The 23,570-nt window shown below is 73.0% G+C and carries 22 protein-coding genes; 8 read left to right on the forward strand and 14 right to left on the reverse strand.

Annotated features, from left to right (window positions below):
* Positions 1-89 precede the first annotated feature (89 nt).
* A complete protein-coding gene (locus ABZX85_RS15730) occupies positions 90-1,526 on the forward strand; it encodes a carboxylesterase family protein (RefSeq protein WP_355867591.1) in 1,437 nt (478 codons plus the stop codon).
* Positions 1,527-1,535: 9 nt separating this feature from the next.
* On the opposite strand, the gene ABZX85_RS15735 is transcribed toward ABZX85_RS15730, so the two are convergent.
* Positions 1,536-2,747 (reverse strand): cytochrome P450, encoded by a 1,212-nt coding sequence (locus ABZX85_RS15735; protein WP_355867594.1) that lies wholly within the window; start codon positions 2,745-2,747, stop codon positions 1,536-1,538.
* 252 nt (positions 2,748-2,999) lie between these two features.
* On the opposite strand from ABZX85_RS15735, the gene ABZX85_RS15740 reads away from it, so the two are divergent.
* Positions 3,000-4,250 (forward strand): aldehyde dehydrogenase family protein, encoded by a 1,251-nt coding sequence (locus ABZX85_RS15740; RefSeq protein ID WP_355867597.1) that lies wholly within the window; start codon positions 3,000-3,002, stop codon positions 4,248-4,250.
* Here the strand turns inward: ABZX85_RS15740 and ABZX85_RS15745 are convergent.
* Complete coding sequence (locus tag ABZX85_RS15745; protein ID WP_355867600.1) at positions 4,247-5,956, reverse strand: cellulase family glycosylhydrolase; 1,710 nt, start codon at positions 5,954-5,956, stop codon at positions 4,247-4,249. The genes ABZX85_RS15740 and ABZX85_RS15745 overlap by 4 nt on opposite strands.
* Before the next feature lie 138 nt (positions 5,957-6,094).
* Between ABZX85_RS15745 and ABZX85_RS15750 the strand changes: the two genes are divergently transcribed.
* The 5 genes from ABZX85_RS15750 (at position 6,095) to ABZX85_RS15770 (ending at position 11,233) form a co-directional block, all read left to right on the forward strand.
* Entirely contained in the window at positions 6,095-7,156 is a 1,062-nt protein-coding gene (locus tag ABZX85_RS15750) for a LacI family DNA-binding transcriptional regulator (protein WP_355867603.1), read from the forward strand.
* 52 nt (positions 7,157-7,208) lie between these two features.
* Positions 7,209-8,663 (forward strand): glycoside hydrolase family 43 protein, encoded by a 1,455-nt coding sequence (locus tag ABZX85_RS15755; protein WP_355867606.1) that lies wholly within the window; start codon positions 7,209-7,211, stop codon positions 8,661-8,663.
* Positions 8,664-8,834: 171 nt separating this feature from the next.
* Positions 8,835-9,482 (forward strand): alpha/beta fold hydrolase, encoded by a 648-nt coding sequence (locus tag ABZX85_RS15760; RefSeq protein WP_355867932.1) that lies wholly within the window; start codon positions 8,835-8,837, stop codon positions 9,480-9,482.
* 51 nt (positions 9,483-9,533) lie between these two features.
* Positions 9,534-9,782 carry a hypothetical protein gene (locus ABZX85_RS15765; RefSeq protein WP_355867609.1) on the forward strand — a complete coding sequence of 83 codons (249 nt, stop codon included), beginning with the start codon at positions 9,534-9,536 and terminating at the stop codon, positions 9,780-9,782.
* 98 nt (positions 9,783-9,880) lie between these two features.
* On the forward strand, positions 9,881-11,233 hold the full coding sequence (locus ABZX85_RS15770; protein WP_355867612.1) for a deoxyribodipyrimidine photo-lyase: 1,353 nt from the start codon (positions 9,881-9,883) through the stop codon (positions 11,231-11,233).
* Here the strand turns inward: ABZX85_RS15770 and ABZX85_RS15775 are convergent.
* The gene (locus tag ABZX85_RS15775) at positions 11,208-12,215 is read right to left on the reverse strand and encodes a MerR family transcriptional regulator (RefSeq protein WP_355867615.1); all 1,008 of its coding nucleotides are present in this window, start codon (positions 12,213-12,215) and stop codon (positions 11,208-11,210) included. The two genes, ABZX85_RS15770 and ABZX85_RS15775, sit on opposite strands and share 26 nt — an antisense overlap.
* Positions 12,216-12,313: 98 nt before the next feature.
* Here ABZX85_RS15775 and ABZX85_RS15780 point away from each other — a divergent pair, with 98 nt between their 5' ends.
* A complete protein-coding gene (locus tag ABZX85_RS15780) occupies positions 12,314-12,841 on the forward strand; it encodes a sigma-70 family RNA polymerase sigma factor (protein WP_355867618.1) in 528 nt (175 codons plus the stop codon).
* On the opposite strand, the gene ABZX85_RS15785 is transcribed toward ABZX85_RS15780, so the two are convergent.
* From ABZX85_RS15785 to ABZX85_RS15835, 11 genes are all read right to left on the reverse strand, one after another.
* Positions 12,838-13,413 carry a hypothetical protein gene (locus tag ABZX85_RS15785; protein WP_355867621.1) on the reverse strand — a complete coding sequence of 192 codons (576 nt, stop codon included), beginning with the start codon at positions 13,411-13,413 and terminating at the stop codon, positions 12,838-12,840. The two genes, ABZX85_RS15780 and ABZX85_RS15785, sit on opposite strands and share 4 nt — an antisense overlap.
* A gap of 127 nt (positions 13,414-13,540) precedes the next feature.
* A complete protein-coding gene (locus ABZX85_RS15790) occupies positions 13,541-13,930 on the reverse strand; it encodes a hypothetical protein (protein ID WP_355867624.1) in 390 nt (129 codons plus the stop codon).
* 24 nt (positions 13,931-13,954) lie between these two features.
* On the reverse strand, positions 13,955-16,201 hold the full coding sequence (locus tag ABZX85_RS15795; RefSeq protein WP_355867627.1) for a hypothetical protein: 2,247 nt from the start codon (positions 16,199-16,201) through the stop codon (positions 13,955-13,957).
* A 92-nt stretch (positions 16,202-16,293) separates the two neighbouring features.
* Positions 16,294-16,599, reverse strand: a complete 306-nt coding sequence (locus ABZX85_RS15800; RefSeq protein ID WP_355867629.1) for a hypothetical protein — start codon at positions 16,597-16,599, stop codon at positions 16,294-16,296.
* A 60-nt stretch (positions 16,600-16,659) separates the two neighbouring features.
* Positions 16,660-18,228, reverse strand: coding sequence for a long-chain fatty acid--CoA ligase (locus tag ABZX85_RS15805; protein WP_355867632.1), 1,569 nt, complete (start codon positions 18,226-18,228; stop codon positions 16,660-16,662).
* 73 nt (positions 18,229-18,301) lie between these two features.
* Entirely contained in the window at positions 18,302-19,141 is an 840-nt protein-coding gene (locus ABZX85_RS15810) for an SDR family NAD(P)-dependent oxidoreductase (RefSeq protein WP_355867635.1), read from the reverse strand.
* Positions 19,142-19,144: 3 nt separating this feature from the next.
* Positions 19,145-20,011: an alpha/beta fold hydrolase gene (locus ABZX85_RS15815; RefSeq protein WP_355867638.1), complete on the reverse strand. Its 867-nt coding sequence runs from the start codon at positions 20,009-20,011 to the stop codon at positions 19,145-19,147.
* A gap of 32 nt (positions 20,012-20,043) precedes the next feature.
* Positions 20,044-20,586, reverse strand: a complete 543-nt coding sequence (locus tag ABZX85_RS15820) for a 3-phenylpropionate/cinnamic acid dioxygenase subunit beta (protein WP_355867641.1) — start codon at positions 20,584-20,586, stop codon at positions 20,044-20,046.
* A 102-nt stretch (positions 20,587-20,688) separates the two neighbouring features.
* Positions 20,689-21,918: an FAD-dependent oxidoreductase gene (locus ABZX85_RS15825; protein WP_355867644.1), complete on the reverse strand. Its 1,230-nt coding sequence runs from the start codon at positions 21,916-21,918 to the stop codon at positions 20,689-20,691.
* Positions 21,915-22,256 (reverse strand): bifunctional 3-phenylpropionate/cinnamic acid dioxygenase ferredoxin subunit, encoded by a 342-nt coding sequence (locus ABZX85_RS15830; protein ID WP_355867647.1) that lies wholly within the window; start codon positions 22,254-22,256, stop codon positions 21,915-21,917. The genes ABZX85_RS15825 and ABZX85_RS15830 overlap by 4 nt, the downstream gene beginning before the upstream one ends.
* Positions 22,253-23,554: an aromatic ring-hydroxylating dioxygenase subunit alpha gene (locus ABZX85_RS15835; RefSeq protein ID WP_355867650.1), complete on the reverse strand. Its 1,302-nt coding sequence runs from the start codon at positions 23,552-23,554 to the stop codon at positions 22,253-22,255. The genes ABZX85_RS15830 and ABZX85_RS15835 overlap by 4 nt, the downstream gene beginning before the upstream one ends.
* Positions 23,555-23,570 lie beyond the last annotated feature (16 nt).

Consider the following 23,570-nt stretch of genomic DNA (forward strand, 5'->3'; position numbering starts at 1 on the left):
TGGTTCCGGGTGACGTCCGACAGACCTTCCGAAGAAGGAAATGTCACCAGTACGTCGCAGGGTGATCATACGAAGGTGAGGAGACGCCGATGACGAAGGTCCGCACCACCGCCGGTACCGTCCGGGGCCACCGGGAGAACGGGCTCGCCGTGTTCCGGGGCGTCCCGTACGCCCGGCCGCCCGTGGGGGAGCTGAGGTTCGCCGCGCCGCAGCCGCCCCGGCCCTGGGACGGCGTCCGGGACGCCCTCGCGTTCGGGCCGCCCGTCCCGCAGGAGGGTCCCGGGGACGGCGGGGACGACTGGCTGACCGTCAACGTCTGGACGCCTGAGCCCGCGGGCCGGCTGCCCGTCATGGTCTGGCTGTACGGCGGCGCCTACAAGTTCGGCGACACCTCCGACCCCGGCTACGACGCCGGACGCCTCGCCCGGGAGGGCGGGGTCGTGGTCGTGACCCTCAACTACCGGGTCGGCGTCGAGGGGTTCGCGCTGATCGAGGGCGCTCCCGCCAACCGGGGGCTCCTCGACCAGGTCGCCGCGCTGGAGTGGGTGCGCGACAACATCGGCGCGTTCGGCGGGGACCCCGGGCGCGTCACCCTCTTCGGCCAGTCCGCGGGCGCGGGCTCCATCGCCGCGCTCATGACCATGCCGCGCGCCCGGGGGCTGTTCCGGCGGGCCGTCGCGCAGAGCGTGCCCGGCGGCTTCTTCGCCGTCCCGCTGGCCCGGGACATCGCCCACGCGCTCGCCGCGACGCTGGGGCTGCGGCCGACGGTGGCCGACCTGGCGCGCGTCGACCCGCGCCGGCTGCCCGAGGCGGGGACCCGGCTGCGGATGCGGGACCACCTGGCGCGCTGGGGACCGACCGCGCTCACGACGACGCCGTACGCGCCCGTCGTCGACGGGGACGTCCTGCCGTGCGCGCCCTGGGAGGGGCTCGCCGCCGGGGTCGCGTCGGACGTGGAGCTGGTCGTCGGGCACAACCGGGACGAGTTCCGGCTGTTCCTGCTGACCGGCGGGCTGCTCGGCAGGGTCGACGAGGCGATGGCGGAGGAGGCGCTGGCGTACTTCGGCCCCGGCCCCGACTACCACCTGGCCCACCCCGACGCGTCGCCGGAGCGCCTCTACGAACTCGTCCAGTCCGACCGCTTCTTCCGCATGCCCTCCCTCCACCTCGCCGAGGCGCACACGGCGGGCGGCGGCCGGGCCCACCTCTACGACCTCACCTGGTCGACCGGCGCCTGCCACGCCCTCGACGTCCCCCTCACCTTCGGCGTCTACGACGGCCCCCTCGCCCACCTCCTCATCGGCCCCGCCCCCACCCCCGAGGCCGAGGCCCTCTCCACCCACCTCCGCCACGCCTGGACCACCTTCGCGGCGACCGGCACCCCCGGCTGGCCCCCGTACACCCCCGACCGCCGCCTCACCCTCACCCTGTCCACCGCCCCGACGGTCACTCCCTACCCGCAGGAGACGTCCCGCCGCCTGTGGCAGCGGCACACTTTCGGGGCGCTGGACCTCGTGGACGGCTGAGGACGCGGTTCAGGGGCCGAGGACGACCGGGAGTTCCTGGTGGCCGTTGCTGATCAGGGAGGGCAGGGGGCGGAGGGCGGACGCAGGGACGGCCAGGCGGATGTCCGGGAAGCGGGCGAAGAGCTGGGCGAGGGCCTCGGTGACCTCCAGGCGGGCCAGGGGGGCGCCCAGGCAGAAGTGGACGCCGTGGCCGAAGGCGAGGTGCTCCTTGTCGGCGCGGGTGAGGTCGAAGACGTCCGCGTCGGCGCCGCGCGGATTCGGGTGGCGGTTCGCGGCGCCGTACGACATGAGGATCGGGTCGCCCTGAGCGACGGTGACGCCGCCGGGGAGGGGGATGTCGGTGAGGGCGTAGCGCAGCGGGAGGTGGGTGACGGCGGGTTCGAGGCGGAGGGTCTCCTCCACGACGTCCGGCCAGCCGCGCTCGCCCGAGCGGACCAGCTCCAGCTGGCCGGGGTGCGTCAGGAGGAGGGTGATCGCCTGGTCGATGACGTTCACCGTCGTCTCGTAGCCGGCGCTCAGCATCAGCACCAGCGTCCCGAGCAGCTCCTCCTCGGAGAAGCCGGTGCCCTCCTCGTCGCGGGCCGCGATGAACTGCGAGGTCAGGTCGGAGCCGGGCGACTCCCGTTTCGTACGGACCAGGCCGGCCAGCTTCTCGTACAGCAGCGCGGTGTTCGCCTGCGCCTGCTCCGGGGTGAGGGTCGTGTCGAAGACCCCGTCGACCACCTCGCGGAAGTCGTCCGCCCGCTCCTTCGGCACGCCCAGCAGATGGCTGATCACGGCGATCGGCAACGGGTACGCGAGCCGCGCCCGCAGATCCACGGCCTCCTCCCCGGCCGGCAGTCCGCCGACCAGCTCCCGGACCATCCCCGCCACCGTCGGCGCCAGCGCCCTCATCCGGTGCGCCGTGAACGACGGCGCCACCATCCGCCGCAGCCTCCGATGGTCCTCCCCGTACGCCGTGAACATGTTCTCCACCGCCACCCACAAGGCCAGCGGCCACCGAGGCACCACCTCCGCGAACCGAGGCCAGTGCGCCCGTGCGTCCTTCGACACCCTCGGATCGGTCAGCAGTCCCTTGATCACCTCCGGCTCCGTGACCGCCCACACCTCGACCCCGAGCACCTCCACCCGCGTCACCGGCCCCCGCTCCCGCAGCACCCGGTGCTCCACCTCCCGCCCCGCACCCGTCGGATCGAGCACGTACACCGCCTGCTCCTCCACGAATCCCCTCCTCCGCGCGGACGACACGATGCCGTCATACCCCTATGACCGGGGAGGGGGTGAGGGCGTGACAAGCAGACGCTCACCGAAATGGCTGAATGTGCCGGGGCCGTGTGTGGATGATTTGCGGGTGGGGCCCGGACAGGCGGTGCTATCGGTCTCAGAAACGGTCTCATCCGGCAATTCCTTGACATGTATCGCGAAATCGTTGAAGACTGACGAGCCGTCATCGTCGTTCGAGGAATGCGCGCCGTGAAGATCCTGCACGTCATCGACGGGGCCGAGACAGGTTCTGTCGACGGAGCTCTGTACGACGATGTCGACCCCGTCACGCGTGCGCCGTACGCCGCTGTGGCGCGGGGGGCCGCGCTGGACGCGGAGCTTGCTGTCGCCGCGGCGCGGCGGGCGTTCGACGGGGGGCCGTGGGCGCGGACGGGGCTGCCGGAGCGCAGGCGGTTGCTGTATCGGCTGGCGGGGCTCGTGGAGGAGTCCGCCGGGGAGTTCGCCCGTGCGGACGGACGGGACGTGGGGCGGGCGCGGGCGGGGTGCGACGTTCCGCGGGCCGCGGAGTGCGTGCGGTTCGCCGTCGACTGTGTCGAGGACGACGCCCGGACGCCCGCGGGGGTCGTCGCCGGGATCGTGTCCTGGCACACCCCTCTCCTGAACGCCGTACGGATCGTCGCCCCGGCGCTGGCCCGGGGGAACACCGTCGTCCTCAAGCCCTCCGGGGACAGCCCCGCCTCCGCCGCCCTGCTGGGCCGCCTCGCCCTCCGGGCGGGAATCCCGGACGGTGTCCTCAACGTCGTCCTCGGCTTCGGGGACGTCGGCGCCGCCCTCACCCGCAACCCCGCCGTCGACCGGATCGCCTTCACCGGCTCCCGGGTCACCGGCCGGGTCGTCGCGATGGGCGCGGCCGTCAACCTCACGCCGGTCGCCCTCGACCTCGTGGAACGCCCGAGCGTGATCGTGTGCGACGACGCCGACCTGGACGCCGCCGTCACCGGCGCGGCCTTCGACGGCTCACGCTTCCTCGTGCAGGAACGGGTGTACTGCGCGTTCCTCGACCGGCTCGCCGAAACCGCCCGCACACTCCAGGTCGGCGACCCCGCGGACCCGCTGACCGTCGTCGGACCGCTCGCCGGCCCCGCCCAGTACCACAAGGTCGCCGGCCTCCTCATGGGCGGCGGACGGATCGTCACCGGCGGCCTCACCGGCGACGACTGGTTCGTCCGCCCGACCGTGCTCACCGAACTCCCCGCGGACATCGACGAGTTGCCCGGCCCCGTCGTCACCGTCGCCCCGTTCGCCCACGAGGACGAAGCCGTCCACGCCGGCACCGCCCGCACGACGACGCTCTTCACCCGCGACCCGGAACGCGCGCTCCGCGTCACCGGCCGCCTCCGCAGCCGGGACATCTCCGTCAACCGCTACGCGGAGCGCACGGACACCGAGTTCGACAAGGAGTTCCTCACCCTGCGGAAAACCGTCCGCATGGCGTTCTAGACCGTCCCGGTCACCGTCCCGCCCGACTTGACGACGTGATACGTCACCGTCGCCCCGCTCCAGAAATGGAACGTCAGCGTCACCCGGGCACCCTCCCTGAGCGACGTGACGAAGTCCGGGGTCAGCTTGATCGCGTCACTCGTGTACGCGGAGAACGCGCTGTCCCACTGCTGGTACGACGTCCAGTTCGCCGGACCCGCGTTGCTCCCGTCGTCGTACCTGGCCTCCATCGTCGCGAGCTGATCGCCCCGGAACTGCGTGGGGACGCTCAGCCCGCTCGCGTTCCCCGACGCGTTCGACAGGACCGGGGTGTCGTACGAGACGACGTCGATCCGCCAGGGCACCCCGCGTGAGAACCGCGCCTGGAGCGTCGCGTTCACCCCGTACGCCCGATTGCCCGCGAGTTCGGTGAGGGCGGTCGCGGTGAGCGTGAGCTGATCACCGCTCAGGGTGTAGTCACGGCCCTGGAGGAGGTTGCGGGTCCCCTGGCGCAGGCCCTGGAAGTTCGTGGTGTTCGCGTCGAGCGTGAGCGTACGGGCCGTGATCGGCGTCGACCTGGACAGGAACACCTGGTCCGTGGAAGCCGTGCCCGAACGTGTCGTCCAGCTCGATTTGATCTGCGCGAACAGCTCCGGGTCCCGCCACTGGAGGGTGCCCCGGTTCAGGAACTGGCCCGCGTCCCACAGCATCGTCGTGAGCTGCCGGTCCCGCGCGTAGTTGCCCAGCATCTCGAAGTACTTGCGGACCTCGCCGCGTTCGATGATGCCGGGACGGGTGTGGTCGTAGGCGAGGAGCGCGTACTCGCCGATGATCACCGGCACGCCGTGCGCGACGAACGTGTTGTACGCGCGGTCGAACTGCCCGGTCAGATCCTGCTCGGACGCCGCGTCGAACCGGGTGTACCCGGCGATGTTCACGCTGAACGGCCACCAGCCGTAGAAGTGGATCGTCGTCGCGATCATCGGGTCGCGCAGCGCGGTCAGTTCGGCCGCCAGCGCGTCCAGCCTGCCCTGGTCCGAGTTCGTGTACAGCGTGGGCAGCACGAGCAGCCGGTTCGCGTTGCCGCCGCCGGACGCCCGTACGGTCGACTGGAACACCCGGTTCAGCTCGGCCAGCAGCCGGTAGTTCTCGTCGTCCCCCGAAGTCCCGGTGAACGTCGGCTCGTTGACGCTCTCGAACACCAGCCGGTCGGAGCGGTCCCGCAGCCGCGCCGCGATCTGCGTCCAGGTCGCGGTGTAGCGGGCGAGCACCGCGTCATGGTTCGACGGGAGGGTGTTGAGCCACGACCACGAGTCGTGGTGCAGGTTCAGCATGACGTAGAGATTCTCCTCCAGCGCCCAGTCGACGACCTGCGCGACCTTCGCCATCCACGCCGCGTCGATGGTGTAGCCGGGCGCCCCGCCCTGGTGTCCGCCCCAGGTGACGGGGAGTCTGATGCTGCGGAAACCCTGCGACTTGACCTGCTGGAGCAGCGCCTTCGTCACCGGCGGGTTGCCCCAGGACGTCTCGTCGGGGATCGCGTCGTACGTGTTGCCGAGGTTCCACCCCGGCTGCATCGCCGCGACCGCGCTGCGGGCGGCGGGGGAGCTCGGCGGGGGAGGGTCGGCGGCGTGCGCGGGGGTCACGGGGGACAGGAGGAGGGCGAGGAGGAGGGCCACGAGGAGCGCGGGGAGCCGCGAAAGGGCATGTCTGCCGGGGGAGTTCATCACGAGCACCTTCCGTTCGGTGGGGGCGCGGGGGCCGTGCGGCCCCCGCTCAGGAAGCTGGATGCGATGGAAACTTTCGTGCCGTGCGGCGGAGAAGCTAACACCGGGATCTTGGGTCGGCCAGAGGCCGGTGCGAGAATGGCGGCACGACCGACGAGGAAGGCCACCTTGGGGGAGCACGCAGCCGACGGAGCCGGGACGCCCCGCCCGGTGACCATCGCGTACATCGCCGAGTCGGCGGGGGTCTCCGTGCCGACCGTGTCGAAGGTGATCAACGGCAAGTCGGGGGTCTCCGCGGACACCCGGGCGCGCGTCGAGGCGCTCGTCGACAAGTACCGGTACCGCAAGCCCGCCGGGGCGAGCCGCAGCAACGTCGTGGAGCTGGTGTTCCGGGAGCTGCGGGACATGTGGGCCGTGGAGATCATCCGGGGCGTGGAGGAGGTCGCGCGACGGCACGGCGTCGGGCTGATGGTGTCGCGCTTCGGGCTGCACGACGCGGTCCCCGGCTGGGACGACACCGTCTCACGGCGGCCCCGCTGCGTCCTGTCCGTCGCCCAGCTCACCGAGGCCGAACGCGCCCAGCTCACCGCGAAGGGCATCCCGTTCGTCGTGTTCGACCCGATCGTCGAACTCCCGGACGACGTCCCGTTCGTCGGCGCCACCAACTGGTCCGGGGGCCGCGCGGCGACCCGCCACCTCACCGGGCTCGGGCACCGCCGGATCGCCATGATCGGCGGCCCCCGCGACCAGCTCTGCTGCGCCGCACGGCTCGACGGGTACCGCTCGGCCCTGCGGTCGGCCGGACTGCCCGAGGACCCGGACCTCGTCGTCCACGCGCCGCTCACCCGGGAGGACGGGCACGAGGCGGCGCGGGCCCTGCTGGCGCTGCCCGCCCGGCCCACGGCGGTCTTCACCGCCAACGACCTCCAGGCGCTGGGGGTCTACCAGGCGGCCCGGGAGGCGGGGCTGCGGATTCCCGGGGACCTCAGCGTCGTCGGGTTCGACGATCTGCCGGTCGTCGGCTGGGTCGATCCGCCGCTCACCACCGTGCACCAGCCGCTCACCGAGATGGCCGTGGCCGCGACCGAGCTGGCCCTGCTCCTCGGGCGGGGCGAGCGGGCGCCGCAGACCGGCCTGGAGATCGCGACGCGGCTGACGGTCAGGGAGAGCACGGCGCCGCCACCGGACGAAACTTTCTGATCCACGGCACGACACTTGCCAAGCCCCGGCGGTCCCGGGGATCGTGAACCCCATGGTCGGCAACCAGCCCGTGATCCCCGGTTTCCACCCCGATCCCAGCGTCTGCCGGGTCGGCGACGACTACTACCTCGCCTGCTCCAGCTTCGAGTACTTCCCCGGCATCCCCCTCTTCCACAGCCGCGACCTCCTGCACTGGACGCAGATCGGCAACGCCCTCGACCGGCCGGGCCAGTTGCGCCTCCCGCCCGACACCCTCTCCTCCGGGGGCCTGTACGCCCCCACCCTCCGCCACCACGACGGCCGCTTCTGGCTGATCGTCACGAACGTCAGCACCGACGGCAACCTGATCGTCACCGCCACCGACCCGGCGGGCCCCTGGTCCGACCCGGTCCTGCTGCCCGACGTCCACGGCATCGACCCCGACCTCGCCTGGGACGACGACGGCACCTGCTGGTGCACGGTCGCCGGCGTCCGCCAGTACCGCATCGACCCCACCACCGGCGAGACCCTCGGCCCCGCCCGCGCCGTCTGGTCCGGCAGCCCCGGCGCGCAGGCCCCGGAGGCCCCGCACCTCCACCGCGTCGGCGACCACTGGTACCTCCTCATCGCCGAGGGCGGCACCGAACGCGGCCACTCCGTCGCCATCGCCCGCGGCCCCGCCCCCGACGGCCCGTTCGAGCCCTGCCCCGACAACCCGGTCCTCACCCACCGGGGCACCCACCACCCGATCCAGAACACCGGCCACGCGGACCTCGTCCAGGCCCCCGACGGCACCTGGTGGATGGTCTTCCTCGGCGTCCGCCCCGGCGGCGGCACCCCCGGCTGGCACGTCCTCGGCCGCGAGACGTTCCTCGCCCCCGTCACCTGGGCCGACGGCTGGCCGGTCGTCGGCGAACCCGTCTCCGGCCCCCACCCGACGGACGGACAGCGGGACGACTTCGACGACGCCGCCCTCGCCCCGCAGTGGATCTCCCCGCGCGAGCGGCCCGCCGCCCACTGCACGACCGGGGAACGCCCCGGCTGGCTCACCCTCCACGCCCGGGGCACCTCCCTCGACGCACCCGACGCCGTCTTCACCGGCCGCCGCCAGCAGCACCTCACCTGCCGCGCCCGCACCCTGATCGACCCCGCCCAGGGGCGCGGCGGCCTGGCCGTACGCCTCGACGAACAGCACCACTACGCCGTCGAGGCCGGCCCCGGCGAGGTCCGCGTCCGGGCCCGCGTCGGCTCCCTGGACCCCGTCGTCGCGACCCACCCCGTCCCGCCCGGCCCCCTCGTTCTCCGCGTCGACATCACCCCCACGAAACCCCTCGACTCCCGCACCGGCCCCGACACCCTCACCCTCGGCGTCGAGGAACCCGACGGCACCTTCACCGAACTCGCCTCCCTGGACGGCCGCTACCTCTCCACCGAGGTCGCCGGCGGCTTCACCGGCCGCGTACTCGGCATGTACGCCGCCGAAGGCACCGTCCACTTCGACTGGTTCGCGTACGAGCCGCTGGAGTGAACGCCCCGGCCCGCGCCGGCCGGAACCGGACGTCCGCATGACGGCGACCCGGGGACCGGAGAGGCGTACGGGAGTTGGTGAGGGGAGTGACGTGCGGGGCGGGGTGGGGGAAGATCGGTGGGGGACGGAGCGAGAGGGGTGCTGGTGGACGGGGCGGCTCGGGCGGTGGTGATGGTGTTGCACGGTGGGGCGGAGAGGGATGTGCGGCCGGCGCGGCGCCGGCAGTTGGCGGCGTTGCGGATGGAGCCGGTGCGGCGGGCCGTGGTGGACGTGGTCGAGGAGGATGTGCTGGTCACGCGGGTGCGGTACCGGGTGCGGGGGTGGAACGGGGAGCGGGCCGACCCGGTGCGGGACACCCTGAGGGCGCTCGACGAGGTGGGGGAGCGGATGGGGGACGTGCCTGTTGTGCTGGTCGGGCACTCCATGGGCGGGCGGGCGGCGTTGCGGGCCGCCGGGCACGAGCTGGTGCGGGGCGTCGTGGGGCTGGCGCCGTGGTGGCCGGCGGGGGAGCCGGTGGAGCAGGTGGCCGGCCGGTACGTGGTCGCGCTGCACGGCGACCGGGACCGCGTCACCTCCGCCGAGGAGACCGCCGAGGTGATGCGGCGGGCCGAGGGGATCGCCGCGCGCGTCGAGTGGGGGGTGGTCGCCGGGGGCGATCACGCCATGCTGCGCCGCTACCGCACCTGGCACCGGACGACGGCCGCGCTCGTGGCGCACCTCCTGGACCCGGCCGGCACCCCCGACCCGCTCACGGCGGACGGCCGCTTCGACATCGAGGGCATCGAGGTGCATCCGGACGGCGCCCCACGGCGGAAGTGATCCGTACGGGACGGCACCGTGCCGTCCGACACCAGTACGGGAGGCCCGGCGATGACCGACCCCACCGACGTGGCGCGTGCCCTGAGGGCGGCGGCGGAGACGGTGCCCGGAGTCCGCGCGGACTGCTGCCGGATTCTCCGGGCCGACGGCGGCGGCGTCGAGGTCCGCGTGGATGTCCGGGCCCCCGCCGGCGCCGTACTCCCTCGGCTCGCCGCCCGCGTCAGAGACCGGGTGTGGGAGGCCGCCGAACGGGAACCGGGGCTGGACATGAGGGCCGTCGACGTCAGGATCGGCGACTGACGGCGGACCCGGTACGGCGTTCCGGTGACCGTGCATCCGATCCCGCCCCCCGGAGGGAAACGCTTCTCGGAGAACCGACCGCCCCGGGAGCCAGCGTCATGCACACCTCGATCGTCCTGTTCACCTCAGACCTCCGCCTCCACGACCACCCCCCGCTGAGGGCGGCCCTGGACGGCGCCCGGCAGATCGTCCCCCTGTTCGTCCGCGACCCGGCCGTGGACGCCGCCGGCTTCGCCGCCCCCCACCGCCTCGCGTTCCTCGCGGACTGCCTCCACGACCTCGACACCGGCCTGCGCGAACGCGGCGGCCGGCTCGTCCTGCGCACCGGGGAACCCGTCGAGGAGGTGTGCCGGACCGCCGCCCGGACCGGCGCCGACGAGGTCCACCTGGCGGCGGACGTCAGCGCGTACGCGCAGCGCAGGGAGGAGCGGCTGCGCAAGGCGCTGGAGGCGGAGGGCGTCCGGCTGCACGTGCACGACACGGTCAGCACGGCGATCGCCCCCGGCGCCGTGCTCCCGGCCGGCTCGGACCACTTCGCGGTGTTCACGCCGTACCACCGGCACTGGTCGCGCACCCCCCTGCGCAACCCCCTCGCCGCCCCGCGCACCGTACGCGTCCCCGACGGCGTCGAGTCCGAGCCGCTGCCCGCGCACACCGGGAAGTGGGGCGGCGAGACGGCCGGGCGGGCACGGTTCGCGGCCTGGCTGCGCGGCGGGATCGCGGCGTACGAGGACCGGCACGACGACCTCGCCGGGGACGCCACCTCCAAGCTCTCCCCGCACCTGCACTTCGGCACGCTCTCCCCGGTGGAGCTGGTCCACCGGGCGCGCACGGTGGACGGCCCGGGGCCGGAGGCGTTCGTCCGGCAGCTCGCCTGGCGCGACTTCCACCGGCAGGTCCTCGCCGCCCGCCCGCACGCCGCGCACACCGACTACCGCGCCAAGCACGACCGCTGGCGCACCGAGGACGACGCGCGGGAGGACGTCGAGGCGTGGAAGGCGGGCCGCACCGGCTACCCGATCGTCGACGCGGCGATGCGCCAGCTCCTGCACGAGGGCTGGATGCACAACCGGGGCCGCCTGCTGACCGCGAGTTTCCTCACGAAGACCCTGTACGTCGACTGGCGGGTGGGCGCCGCGCACTTCCTGGAGCTGCTCGTCGACGGCGACGTCGCGAACAACCAGCTCAACTGGCAGTGGATGGCGGGCACCGGTACCGACTCCCGCCCCAACCGCGTCCTCAACCCCGTGACGCAGGCGAAGCGTTACGACCCCGACGGCGCGTACGTACGCCGCTGGGTCCCCGAACTCGCCGCGCTGGAGGCGCCGTCGGTCCACGAACCGTGGAAGCTGCGCGGCCTCGACCGGCTCGCGGCCGGCGACTACCCCGACCCGATCGTCGACCTCTCCGACGGACTCGCCCGTTTCAAGCGGGCCCGCGGCCTCGACTGAGCGTGTCCAGCGCGTCCCGCAGACCGCCGGGCCACACCATGCCCTCGCCCACCCGCCCCAGCCAGCCGGGCCCGCCCAGCACCACCAGCGGCCCCCGGCGGGCCCCCTTCACGCCCCACCGCGCACCCGCGATCCGCCGGGCCAGCGCGAGGCTCGCCGTGGACCGGGTCTGCGCCCACAGCACGACCGCGGCGGGGCCGAGCCGGTCCACGGCCGCGGTCAGCGCGGGCACCGGGACGGCCGCCCCGAACATCCTCGTGGGCAGGCCCCGTTCGGCGAGGCCGGCGTGCAGGGCCTCCAGGGCGAGGGTGTGCTGTTCGTCGGGGACGCAGGCCAGCACGACGGGGTCGGGGCCCGGGGCGGGGGCGGCGCGGCGGCGCAGGGCGGTGGAGACGTGCCAGGACAGGAGGTGCTCCACCTCGACGTACCGGTCCCCGGAGGAGGCCCACTTGCGGCCCACCGCGTGCAGCACCGGCGCCATCACCTCCTCCCAGGCGACCGTCACCCCGTACGTCTCCACCGCCGCGCTCAACTGCCGTTCCACGGCGGGCGCGTCGAGCCGGACGGCGGCCCGGGCGAGCCCCCGGCACTCCCGCCGCACGTCCCCGAGCGGCAGCACCTGCTCCGCCTCGTCGGCGACCGCCTCCGCGTCCCCGCCGCCCGCCGCCACCCGCGCCGCCTCCGCCGGAGCCACCCCGGCCGACGTCAGCCGGCACATCCGCTCCACCACCGCCACGTCCTCCGCACCCCACCGCCGGTGCCGCCCGTCCGTCCGCGCGGCGGGGCCGATGCCGTAACGGCGGTCCCAGGTGCGCAGGGTGGTGGGGGCGATCCCGAGACGCTGCGCCAGGGCGCCGGTGGTGAGGCCGGGGGAGGGGCCGGGGCGGAGGGACCCGGAGCGGGGCGCGCCGGGGACGCCGTCCGCACCCTCGTTCCGGGAGTCCGCCGCGCCCCTGACCGCACCCTGCCGCAAGCTGTTCATCCGCCCACCCTCCCGCAACACGACGCACAACCGACGCAGGTTGAGGCCCGCCACGCACACTCGCACGATGGGGCCCCCGACCTGAGGAGCCCCCCGCCATGAACCCCACCGCGCTGGCGGACGACGAACTCGCCCAGGGGGTCGTCGCGGGTGACGAGGCGTGTCTCGCCGCGGCCTACGACCGGTGGTCGGCGCTGGTGCACAGTGCAGCCCGGCGTTCCCTCGGGGACGCGAAGGAGGCCGAGGACGTCACGCAGCTGGTCTTCCTCGGCGTCTGGCGGGGCCGCCAGGGCTACCGCCCTCACCTCGGCACCTTCCCCGGCTGGATCATGGGCATCACCCGCCACCGCATCGCCGACGCCCTCACCGCCCGCACCCGCCGCGCCGAACTCCGCCCCGCACCCACCGCACCCCCGGACCCCGAGGCCCTCCTCGACCGGCTCCTCGTCCGCACCGAACTCGCCAAACTCCCCCCGGCCCAACGCCGCGCCCTCGGCCTCGCCTTCTACGAGGACCTCACCCAGACCCAGATCGCCGAACACACCGGCTGGCCCCTCGGCACCGTCAAGAGCCACATCCGCCGAGGACTCCTTCGCCTGCGCCACGGCCTCACCGAAGCCTGTTAGTCGTCCTCCTCCCCCTCCTCGTCGTCCTCCCCCTCCGCGTCCTCCTCCGCCCGGGTCAACGCGTCCGTGATGATGCGGGTGGCGAAGTCCTGGTCGTCGGTGATGCGGTTGATGTGCTCGGCGAGGAGGGTCGCTGTCGCCTCCAGGGCCGTCATCTCGACCTTGGTCCAGGTTCCGTACTGCTGGCGCCACAGGCTGGGGCTGAGTTCCATCGCGGAGGCGACGACCAGACCGACCATGGTGGGGATGGCTTCGGGGCCGACGCTGCGGGGCATCTGGCGGAGAGTGGCGACGAGGCTGGGGACGACGTACTCGACGACGTCCCGGTCGTGTTCCGCGTGGGCGAGCCGCAGCCACTTCATGTACATGTAGATGAGGGTGCAGGCGCCGTCCAGGACGTCGCGCGCGCCCTGCGGAGTCATCGAGTCGGTGTACTGGTCGATCAGCTCCTGCTGCTCGGGGTCGGTCGTGGTGCGCCCCGAGTAGAGGGTCTTGAGCCGGGAGTCGATCATCAGGAGCGCGGTGCTCACGTCACCGATCGGGGCGTACGCGGGATCACAGGGCGCAGGCACGGGAGCCTCCTCGGACGGTCACGGTGGGCAACGCCTCGTGCTCGTACCGTAGACCGCCGGGGGAGCGGAGGTCCGGAGAATCCCGAAAAGGGCCGCCCCGTGCGGGGCGGCCCTCGGGACGGTCCGGTCAGAAGCCGGGCAACCCCTGCATCGACTGCGCCAGTTGACCGACCGCGACCACCAGCGGGGTCACCGGCTGGACGAAGTCGTTCAGGCGGGTCAGGGCCCGGCGCACCACCCCCGCCTCCGGCTGCGGCTCCTCCAACTCGTCCCGCAGCCGCCGCAGTTCCCGGCCGGTCGCCTCGGGGTCGGAGAGCTGCGCCCGGTGCGCCGCGAGCAACGCCTCGACGTGGGCGAGGAGTTCGGCGGTCCGCCCGGCGTCGAAGGTCTGGAAGGAGACCTCGCCCGAATGCGCCGTCGCCCCCGGCCCGACCGCCTGGTTGCCGACATTGCTCGTACCGCCGTACTGGACGACGCCCTGGTTGATGAACGGGCCCTGACGCCCCTCGTCACTCATGGCTGAAACCCCCCTGGATCAAGGTCACTTGGCGGCGCCCCCGGCCGCGCTCGGTGCGGCGGCCGGCCCGCCCTGCTGCTTCGGGACACCCTGGACGGCACTCGCGCCGGGCCCGATCGCCTGGTTGCCGACGAAGCTCGTCCCGCCCTGCTGGATGACCCCCTGGTTCAGGATCGTCTGCTGCTGGGCCCGGAAGTCCGTCGTGTCGTACCCCCGCTCGTCCAGGAACTCCCGGATCGCCGCGAACGTGTGACGCTGGATCAGCGCCGTGACCCGCTCGGCGTCCAGCACCTGGAAATAGTTCTGGTACTCCGGCCCGAGCGCCAGCTCCCGCACACTGACCCGCGCCCCGTAGTCGTACCCCGGGTCTTGCTCCATCGCCTTGAACTCGTCGTCCATCCGCCGCGAGTGGCGTGTCTCGAACCGGGCGTGGTGCCGGGCCCGCATCGGCGCCGCCAGCAGCGCCCCGCCCGTCCGCCCGATCGCGCTCACCAGCACCCCGCGCCGCGCGTCCGCCCCGAGCCCGGGACCGCGCAGCCGGTCCACCGCGTGGTACGCCGCGAACACCGGGCTCATCACATGGTTGTCGATGTGCAGCTGAAGCGTCTGGCTCGCCGTCGAGAAGTGCAGCAGCACACTCGGTACGACGTCCCCGCCCCACAGCGGCACATGGACCGCCAGATAGTGCCGGACGTGCCCGGTCGGCCGGAGCATGATCTCCCGGACCGTCTCGTCGGCCAGCCGCGTCACCGGCACCAGCGTCTCCGCCCGCATGAACCGCGCGTCGTCCGCCAGCGTCGTCCCGTTCACGAAGACCCGGTCCTCGATCGCCAGCGAACCGAGCGCCTCCTCACCGGCGGTCGACCGCAACCGGGTGCGGACGTGGTCGATCAGCTCGGTCACCGTGAACGGCCGGGGCTCGGCGGGCCGGCCCGCGCCGGTCGGGTCGTCGGCCGGCAGCAGCGGCACCGTCAGCGGGTACTTGGACTGAGTGGCGCCGTACCCCATCCACGGGGCGTAGCCGCTGTAGATCGTCACGTTCCCGTTCTGCGCCTCGCCGATCGCCCCGAGCCGCTTCGTGATCCAGTCCTTGTGGGGCGGCGCCGGCGGCGGCGCGGACCCGAACGTCCCGCGCGTCATCGTCGACCGCAGCAACTGGTCGATCTGCGTCTCGTGCCGGACGACCATGGTGTACGCGAACGCCACCGCGCCCAGCGACGCCAGCACCGCCGGGACACCGCCCGCGTAGGCGCCGAGCAGCCACGCGATGAACCCCGGCAGCGGCAGCGAGGACAGCAGCACGGCGAAGTAGATCGCGAGCAGCCCGACGACACCGGCCGAGATCCCCGCGCTCACCAGCACCTTGCCGTCGGGATGGTGGCGGCCACGTGTCGACAGGCTGGGCTGCACGGGACGCTGCACGACCCCGAGGAGCATCCCCGCCGGGATCAGCCACAGCGGCGCGACGACCGCCACGACCGCGAAGGCGGCCGAGAGCCGCAGGTCACGCCCGTAACGCAGCTTCTCGGCCTTGAGGCAGTGCAGCGTCACCGCGACCAGATCGACGTCCGGCGACGGCGCGACCGCGCTCGCCTCGTCCGCCAGCACCTCGTCCACCACCCGGCGGGCGAAGATCTCGTCCGTGTAGGCAGCCGCGCACAGATACCTGGTGACGTCCCCCGGTGTACGCCCGAGCGGCATGCTCATCGGTACCGTCTTCACACCCAGCCCCTCTCTCGTCCCTCTACTCCTCCGGCCTGAGAACGCCCGCACCGTCCTGGCGGACACGCGCGTCCCGGGCGACCCCTTGCTCAGCAGTGCGAACAGCAGCCCGGCGGCGAGCCCGAAGACGAGGCCCGAGCGCAGGAAGTTCCTCAGCGTCTCCCCGCCGAACTCGATGGCCGAGGCGTGCGCGTAGAACAGTTCCGGTACGGCCCACTGGACCAGGTACGCCGCCTCTGCCGCCAGGACGGCCCCGAGGACGCAGCGCAGCCATTCCGGCAGCCGCGTCGGCATCCGCGCGGGGAGCAGCAGGACGCCCGCGAACATCAGCGCGGTGAGCAGCCCGTTCGAGAGCAGATACTCGCCGCCGTCCGTCTTCGCGGGGTCGTACTGCCACGCCGGGGCGAACGCCGCCTGGATGAGCCACTGCGTGGAGCCGTCGTCGTAGTAGTGCTCGTAGTAGTGCTCCAGGAGCGGCTTCTGTACCCATGGGCTGCCCGCGACGACCAGCAGGCCCAGCATCACAACGCGCCGACGAGACAACAGCACTGGGGTTCCCCCATCCCCGAGAACAGTGGCCGCACTCTATGGCATCCCCCGTCCCCGGGACCCCGAATCCGCAGAACCCCCGCGGACTCCGCTCAATGCGGCATGTCGTCCAGGGCCGTCGAAACCCCCATGATCTTGGCGGGCTCGGCCGTGTACAGCACGACCGTCCCGGTGGGCAGGTCCGCCTCGGCGACCGGGCGGAACCCCGCCTCCTCCAGGGCGAGCCGGCCAGGGGCGTCGTCCTCGGCGGGCGCGGCGACGATCCGGCGGCAGCGGGGGTGGGCGGCGAACAGGGCGGGGAGGAACTCCCCCTCCGGGAGGGGGAGTTCGACGAGCAGGTCGTGACCGCCGTACGGGTAGCAGGCACGCACGGGGTGCTGGGCGACGCGATGGATCATGGAGGATTTCCCAGGTGGTGAAGTGGGCCCGGGCGTGGATCAGGCACGCCCGGACCCGGCTCAGAGTGCCGGCGCGGTCTGCCGCTCGACCCAGCGGCGCAGCTCCGCCTTGTCGAGCTTCCCGCTCCCGTTGCGCGGCAGCTCACCGGCGATCAGGACCCGGGTCGGCAGCTTGTAGCGGGCCAGATGCAGGCCCGCGAACTCCCGTACCTCCTCCACCGTCGGCGCGGTCCCCGGCGCGCAGGCCAGGACGGCGAGGACGGTCTCGCCCCACTTCGGGTCGGGCACACCGACGACGGCCGCCTCCAGGACCCCGGGACAGGAGTGCAGGACGCGCTCCACCTCCGCCGGGTACACGTTCTCCCCACCCGAGATGATCATGTCCTTGAGGCGGTCGACGATGAAGTAGTGCCCGTCCCCGTCCCGGTGCGCGATGTCCCCGGTGTGGAACCAGCCCGCGTCGTCGAACGCGGCCCGCGTCGCCTCCGGGTTGTTCCAGTACCCCGACGTCACGTTCGGCCCCCGCACACAGATCTCGCCCCGCGCGTCGGCCTCATGGATACGGGCCCCCGTACCGGGCTCGGTGAGACAGACCTCCGTGTACGGCATCGGCGTCCCCGCCGACCCCGTCTTCTCCAGCGTCAGGCCCGCCGGGAGGTACGTCGCGAAGGGCGCCGTCTCGGTCAGCCCCCACGCCTGCTGGAGCAGGACGCCCCGCTCGCCGTACTCCCTGATCAGCTGCGGTGCCACCGGCGCGCCCGCCACGATCGCCGCCCGCAGCGCGCCCAGGTCCGCCAGCTCGAATCCGGGCACCCGGGTCAGCGCCGCGAACATCGCGGGCACCCCGAAGAAGCTCGTCACCCGGTACTCGGCCAGGTCCGCGACGCACCGCTCGGGGTCGAAGGCACGCCGGACGACGACCGTGCCGCCCCGCAGCAGGGTGCGCAGCGTCAGCGCGTTGAGGCCGCCGATGTGGAACAGCGGGGCGACCGCGAGGTTCACGTCGTCGGCGCGGGTGTCCACGACACTGTCCACGTTCACGGCGTTCCACCACACGTTGCCGTGCGTCAGCATCACCCCCTTCGGGCGGCCCGTCGTCCCGGACGTGTACATCAGGATCGCCAGGTCGCCGTCGTGCAGCACGCTCCGCTCCCGCGACCCGTCGCCGAGCAGCGCCGACAGCGGCGTCCACACGGCGGCCGGTTCCGAGGCCGCCGGGCACGCGGGGTCGGTGTCGACGAGGAGATGACGGCGGGCCGGCACCTCCGCGAGCACCGACTCGACGAGTTCCCGGTGCCCCTCCTCGACCACCAGCGTGTGGGCGCCGCTGTCCACCAGGATGTGCTGCACCTCGTCCGCCGCGAGCCGGAAGTTCACCGGCACGAACACCGCCCCGAGGTGGGCCGCGGCGAGGAACGTCTCGAAGAAGGTGACGCTGTTGAAGCCCAGGTAGGCGATCCGGTCGCCCCGGCGCAGCCCGTGCCGGGCCAGGCCGGTCGCGAACTCGGCCGACCGGGCGGCGAGTTCGGCGGCGGAGATCTCCCGGCCCTCGTAGACGAGGGCGGCGGGGGTCGGTGACTGGGCTCTGCGACAGAGCGCCGTGGCGGGGCTGATGTCGACGGCGGCCATGGCGTCGGCTCCTTCGATGGCGGTCGTACGGGAGGAACGGGAAACAGGCGAAACAGGCGAGACAGGGGGTGGTTCAGAGTCCGGCGCCGCCGGCCGCGCTGCGGAAACCCCGCACGGCTATGCCGCCGTCGGCGGGGATCACGGCACCGGTGACGGTGGAGCTGTTGACGCGGGACGCCAGCAGGACGTACGGGCCGGTGAAGTCCTCCGGCTCGACGCTGGAGTCGTACAGCGGGATCAGCGGCTGCTGCTCGATCCCGGACGCCTCGTTGCGGGCGAACGAGTCGGCCAGCGTACGGCCCTGGAGGCCGAGGCTCTCGGGGCCGCGCAGCTTGGTGCGCATCCCGCCGACGGCGACGCCGTTGACCCGGACCCGGGGGGCCAGCTCGTAGGCGAACTGGCGCAGCAGGCCCAGGCAGGCGTGCTTGCTGGCGGTGTAGAGGGCGCCGCCGCCGTCGGTGTGGAAGGACGCGTTGGACAGCGTCATGACGATGTTGCCGCCGCTCGCGACGAGCTCCCGCCAGGCCGCCTCGACGGCGAGCGCGTACCCCTTCACGTTCACGGCGAACAGCTCGTCGAACGCCTCCGCGAGCTGCTTGCCGTCGAGCCGGGTCAGACTGCGGTGGTAGTCCCAGATCCCGGCGTTCGGCACCAGCACGTCCAGGCGTCCGAACCGCTCGACCGTCGCCCGCACCGCGCGGTGCAGATCGTCCGGCTCCCGCACGTCCCCGGTGATGGTCAGCAGCCGCTCACCGAGGTCGCCCGCCTCCTCCACGACCTCCTTCAACTGCTCGGCGCCGCGCCCGAACACGGCGACCCGCGCGCCCTCGTCGAGGAACCGTAAGGCGACCGCCCGCCCGATGCCCGAACCGCCGCCGGTGATCAGCGCGACGTCACTGTCCAGCCAGCCCATGGCTCAGCCCTCCGCGAGGAAGTCGGTGACCAGCCGCTCGAACTCGGCCTGCCGCTCCAGCTGCACCCAGTGGCCGCAGCCCCCGAACACGTGCAGCTGGACGTCCCGGATCTGCTTCAGCATGAGCTGCGCGCCGTCCAGGGTGATCGTGCGGTCGTCGCGCCCCCACAGCAGCAGCGTCGGCGCCTTGATCCTGTGCACCCGCTGCCACAGCGGGTCCATGCCGTGCCGCTTCGCGAAGGACGCGTTGTAGCGGTGGTAGAAGGCGATGTGGGACTCGTCGAGGGACGCCTCGTAGCGGGCCTGCGCGGTGTCCGCCCAGCGCTTCGGCTCGGCCGTCATCACCCCGATGAAGTCCCGCATCTTCTTCAGCGTCGGGCCCTCGCCGTTGTAGTAGCGGAACATCGCCTTCTGGCCCTCGGTCGGCGTCGGGCCGAACGGCAGCCAGCCGCCGCCGGGTGCCATGAGGACCAGCTTCTCGACCCGGTCCGGGACTTCGAGGGCGGTCGCGATGGCCGCCGCGCCGCCGAGGCTGTTGCCGAGGAGGTGGAAGCGGTCGACGCCGAGCGCGTCCAGGGTCTGGAGGAGGGCGTCGACCGTGATCTCGGTGATGGAGCGGGCGTCGAGGTCGGCCTCGGTGGGCCGGTAGCTCCCGCCGAAACCGGGCTGGTCGGGCAGGATCACCCGGAACCGCCCGGCCAGCGCGGGCAGGTTCTGCCGGTAGTTGGCGACCGCGCTCGCGCCGGGGCCGCCGCCGTGCAGCATCACCAGCGCCGGACCCGCCCCGGCCTCGCTCACCGCCACGGTCCCGAGTGTGGTCGCCGCGGTGTGCTCGACGAGTTTCGGCTCTTCGGTCTGTGCTGTGCTCACGTGGTTCTCCGGTACGTCACAGAAAGGGTGCTTCACAGGAAGGTGCTGATGTTCTTGGCGAGCAGGACGTTCTGGTCGAGGAGGATCGTGCGGCGCGCGATGAGCAGCGAGCCGTCGCCGGCCCGGCGCAGGACATCCGTACGGCCGCCCGCGTACAGGTCGACCTCGCGCTCCAGCCGGTTGCGGTAGCAGAGGAAGTCCGAGGTCGCCGTCCAGGTGTCCGGCTCCTCGCCGGGCTCGACCAGGACGTTGGTGATCAGGTGCCGGGTCCGTGACGGCGGGTCCTCCGCCCACGCCATCCCGGAGTCGAAGCGGCGGATGCGCCAGATCAGGCTGGCCTTCGTCTCGTCGAAGATGGCGACCTCGCCCGGCGCCCCGTCCGCCATGGCCTGCTGCCGGCGCAGCCGGTTCGTCCGCACCGGCGCCCAGTAGTGCAGGTCCTCGGTGAACAGCTCCAGCCAGTCGGCGTACCGGTGCTGGTCGAGCAGGCGCGCCTCGACGGCGTACAGGCGCTGCACCTCGAAGTGGAGCCGCATGTCGGTGTCGGACACCGTCTCCGGGGGGTGAATGCTCATGAGGGGGTCCTCCTGCGGGCCGCGCTGGGGGTCATTCCAGCGCGGCGGGGGTGGTTCGGGGAGCGCGTGTGCCACGGGGTGGCACGGGTCGGGCGGGTGGTGTCAGCGTTTCAGCAGGGTCCGCAAGTCGGCTGTCTCGTCGGCGAGTTGGGCGGCCTCGACGGGCACACCCCGGTCGATCAGGCGGCGGGCCGCCTTGATCTCGCGGACCCGGTCGATCGCCGCCGCCGCGACCAGCCGCCCGCCGCGCAGCCCGAACGCGACGAAACCGGCGCCGGGGGAGCCGCTGCCGTCGGGCGAGCCGCTGTCGTCGGGGGAGCCGCTGACCTCGGGGGAGCCGCGCAGCACGACCCGCTCGGCGTCCGCCATCGTGCCGACGGCCTCCAGCCGCGACCCGTGCCGGTCGGACCAGAACCACGAAGCGCCCTCCTCGGGCACCGGCCGCCCCAGGAGGCCGTGCGCGGCGGCCTCGCCGTCCCGCTGGGCGGCCTCCCAGTGCTCGTGCCGCACCGGACTGCCGTCGTGCCGGGCGACGTCGCCGACGGCGTACACGTGCGGGTGGGAGGTGCGCCGGCCGGTGTCGACGACGATGCCGTTGTCCACCGACAGCCCGGCCGTCAGGGCGAGTTCGGTGGCCGGGCGGATGCCGATGCCGGCCACGACCGTGTCGGCGACGACCTGTCCCGCGTCCCCCGTGAGGTGGACGACGGAGCCCTCGACGCGGTCCACGCCGGCCGTGATCACCCGCACGCCCTCGATGGTGTGCCTGCGGTGCAGGGCGCCCGCGACGGCGTCGCCGACGACGGCCGCCAGCGGCACCGGGACCGGGTCGACCAGGGTGACCTCGCAGCCCAGTACCCGGGCCGCCGCCGCCGTCTCGGCGCCGATCAGGCCCGCGCCGACCACGACGACCCTGGCCCCCGGCAGCAGCCGCTCCCGCAGGCGTTCGGCCTCCTCCCAGGTGCGCAGGGTGTGCGTGCCCGGGAAGGGCAGGGTGCGCGGGGTGCCGCCGGTCGCGAGGACGACGCGGTCCGCCTTCTCCCGTGTCCCGTCGTCGAGTTCGAGCCCGCCCTCACCGGGGCGGACGGCCCGGACCGGGATGCCCGGGCGCAGGACGACGCGGTGGGCGTCGTACCAGTCGGCCGGACGCAGCAGGACGTCCGCGCGCTGCGCCTTGCCGAGCAGGACGTCCTTGCTGAGCGGGGGACGGTCGTAGGGCAGACCCGGTTCGGCGGAGTACAGGGTGAGTCCGCCGTCGTACCCCTGGGCGCGCAGGGCCGCGCAGGTGGAGACGGCGGCCAGGCCCGCGCCCACCACGGCGATGTGCTTCACGCGTCGGTCCCGGGGTGCAGCCAGACGCCGCCGTCACGGACCTCGACGCGGTGCGTGCGCTGGGCGAGGGTGGCCGGCATGCACTGCGGTTCACCGGACTTCAGACAGAAACGGGCGCTGTGCAGGGGACACTCCACCTCACCGTTCTCGATCCAGCCCTCGGCCAGCGACGCCTGGCCGTGCGTACAGGTGTCGTCGAGGGCGTAGTAGGTGCCGTCGTCGTGGAAGACGGCGATGGCGTCGCCGTGGCCGGTCTCCTCGGCGGGGACCCGCAGCGCCTCGCCCTCCTCGATGCCGCCCACCTCGGCGACCCGGATTCCGGTGCTCGTCGTGCTCATGATGTTTCCTTCTCGTGCCAGGCGGGCGTGTTCATCAGGTCGCGCCAGCGGGCGTAGAAGCCGCGGGCGGCGCCGTCGCTGTAGAGGCGTCCCGTCATGCCGGGGTGGACGCCGTCCTTCTCCTCGAGTCCCAGGCCCATCTGGTAGTTGAGGGTCATGGAGCCGGAGACGAAGCCGTGCGCGGTGGCCTGGACCTCGCTCCAGTTCTCGCCGTCGTCCTGCTCGAAGATCCCGGTGGGCCCGAACGTCCGCAGGTTGTACAGGCGCTGGGCGTTCTTCACCTCGTCCGGCATCGACCGGTCGACGATCGTCCAGGCCCAGACCTCCATTTTGTCCGGCCCCTTGGGGTGCCAGACGCGGATCGAGCCGTTGACGGGGAGGTAGGAGAAGTTCGGGAAGACCGTCGCGTGGCCGGTCGTCATCGGGCCCTCGACGCGGGCGTCGCCGAGGCGTTCGCGCAGCGCGTCGTAGTCGTACCAGTCGTGCACGACCCGGTCGTCGAAGCGGCTCTTGGGGTGCGTGGGGAAGCCGGCGCCGTGCCCGAGCGGGTCGGTGTACTGGCGGCCCGGGGTCTGGACGATCTCCGTCTTCGGGCCCTTGCCGGTGGGGGACATGACCATCAGCGCGGAGGCGTGCGAGATGTTGACGTGGTACCAGTCGGAGGCGAACTGCTCGGCGGCGAGCTTCCAGTTGCCCTCCAGGACCCACTTGTGGACCCCGCCGACCACCTCGGTGCCCTCCGGATCGCGGTCCAGCATCGCGTCCAGGTACCAGGTCATCCCGCCCAGCGCCTCGGCCAGCGGCGGCGCCTCGGGGTTCCACGTCCCGAACACCAGGCCCTTGTACGTCTCGACCTGCGCGACCTCGACGAGCCCCCACCCCGCCCGGTCGAACTGGGCGGGATAGTCGTCCTCGTTGGGGACGTTGACCAGCTTCCCCGACATGTCGTACGACCAGCCGTGGTAGCTGCACGTGAACGCCTTCGCGGCACCCTGGTCGGCCCGGCACACCCGCATCCCGCGGTGCCGGCACGCGTTGAGGAACGCCCGCAGCCGCCGGTCCCGGCCCAGCGCCACGATCACCGGGTCCTCGCCCATGTACGTCGTGAAGAAGTCGCCGGGTTTCGTGAACTGGCTCTCGTGCGCGAGGAACAGCCAGCTCGGCGCGAAGACGCGGCGCAGCTCCTGCCGGTACACCTGGGCGTCGGCGAAGATCGTGCGGTCGACGAGGCCGTCGTCGAGGTCGACGTACGCGCTGACGTCGACCGGTGGTCCGGATACACGGGGAGGCTGCTGCATGACCCCAGCAGACGTC

Origin of the sequence: Streptomyces sp. NPDC004539 (assembly GCF_040610055.1) — a bacterium.
Classification (GTDB): domain Bacteria; phylum Actinomycetota; class Actinomycetes; order Streptomycetales; family Streptomycetaceae; genus Streptomyces.

Excerpts from the sequence above, each read along its gene's own strand:
- ABZX85_RS15730 (WP_355867591.1), top strand. The coding sequence starts at position 90 with ATGACGAAGGTCCGCACCACCGCCGGTACCGTCCGGGGCCACCGGGAG.
- ABZX85_RS15745 (WP_355867600.1), bottom strand. The coding sequence starts at position 5,956 with ATGAACTCCCCCGGCAGACATGCCCTTTCGCGGCTCCCCGCGCTCCTC.
- ABZX85_RS15750 (WP_355867603.1), top strand. The coding sequence starts at position 6,095 with ATGGCGGCACGACCGACGAGGAAGGCCACCTTGGGGGAGCACGCAGCC.
- ABZX85_RS15755 (WP_355867606.1), top strand. The coding sequence starts at position 7,209 with ATGGTCGGCAACCAGCCCGTGATCCCCGGTTTCCACCCCGATCCCAGC.
- ABZX85_RS15760 (WP_355867932.1), top strand. The coding sequence starts at position 8,835 with ATGGTGTTGCACGGTGGGGCGGAGAGGGATGTGCGGCCGGCGCGGCGC.
- ABZX85_RS15765 (WP_355867609.1), top strand. The coding sequence starts at position 9,534 with ATGACCGACCCCACCGACGTGGCGCGTGCCCTGAGGGCGGCGGCGGAG.
- ABZX85_RS15770 (WP_355867612.1), top strand. The coding sequence starts at position 9,881 with ATGCACACCTCGATCGTCCTGTTCACCTCAGACCTCCGCCTCCACGAC.
- ABZX85_RS15775 (WP_355867615.1), bottom strand. The coding sequence starts at position 12,215 with ATGAACAGCTTGCGGCAGGGTGCGGTCAGGGGCGCGGCGGACTCCCGG.
- ABZX85_RS15780 (WP_355867618.1), top strand. The coding sequence starts at position 12,314 with ATGAACCCCACCGCGCTGGCGGACGACGAACTCGCCCAGGGGGTCGTC.
- ABZX85_RS15790 (WP_355867624.1), bottom strand. The coding sequence starts at position 13,930 with ATGAGTGACGAGGGGCGTCAGGGCCCGTTCATCAACCAGGGCGTCGTC.
- ABZX85_RS15800 (WP_355867629.1), bottom strand. The coding sequence starts at position 16,599 with ATGATCCATCGCGTCGCCCAGCACCCCGTGCGTGCCTGCTACCCGTAC.
- ABZX85_RS15805 (WP_355867632.1), bottom strand. The coding sequence starts at position 18,228 with ATGGCCGCCGTCGACATCAGCCCCGCCACGGCGCTCTGTCGCAGAGCC.
- ABZX85_RS15810 (WP_355867635.1), bottom strand. The coding sequence starts at position 19,141 with ATGGGCTGGCTGGACAGTGACGTCGCGCTGATCACCGGCGGCGGTTCG.
- ABZX85_RS15820 (WP_355867641.1), bottom strand. The coding sequence starts at position 20,586 with ATGAGCATTCACCCCCCGGAGACGGTGTCCGACACCGACATGCGGCTC.
- ABZX85_RS15830 (WP_355867647.1), bottom strand. The coding sequence starts at position 22,256 with ATGAGCACGACGAGCACCGGAATCCGGGTCGCCGAGGTGGGCGGCATC.
- ABZX85_RS15835 (WP_355867650.1), bottom strand. The coding sequence starts at position 23,554 with ATGCAGCAGCCTCCCCGTGTATCCGGACCACCGGTCGACGTCAGCGCG.